This is a genomic window from Mesorhizobium sp. LNHC252B00 (genome assembly GCF_000502955.1).
Taxonomy (GTDB): Bacteria; Pseudomonadota; Alphaproteobacteria; order Rhizobiales; family Rhizobiaceae; genus Mesorhizobium.
In genome coordinates, this window is the sequence record NZ_AYWO01000148.1 from 1 (window position 1) to 363 (window position 363).

The window sequence follows — 363 nt, forward strand, 5'->3', positions numbered from 1 at the left end:
TGTTCCAGGGCGTTATCCTGCTGGTCGCCGTCAGCCTCGGCGCCTTCGCCCTGTTTCGGGTCCGCAACCGGCTGGAGTGGTTCCTGTGAGCGAGACGACCTTGGGCGGCATTGCCGGCCGCATGCCGAAATTCATCCGCCGCGCCGATCCGGCGGTGCTGACCGCCTTTGCCTGCATCGTGGTGCTGCTGTTGGTCGGCAGTCTCTATTCACGCAGCTTCCTGTCGCCTGAATATCTCCTGCAGCAGCTCAAGGTGGCCTCGTTCCTCGGCGTCATCGCCACCGGCATGATGCTGGTCATCCTGCTCGGCCAGATCGACCTGTCGGTACCCTGGTCCATGGCGGCGGGCGCGATGATGGCCTG

1 pseudogene is annotated in these 363 nt (G+C 64.7%); it reads left to right on the forward strand.

Going from position 1 to position 363, the window contains the following annotated elements:
• Positions 1 to 85 precede the first annotated feature (85 nt).
• A pseudogene (locus X744_RS0139385) lies at positions 86 to 363 on the forward strand (ABC transporter permease); the annotation flags it as partial.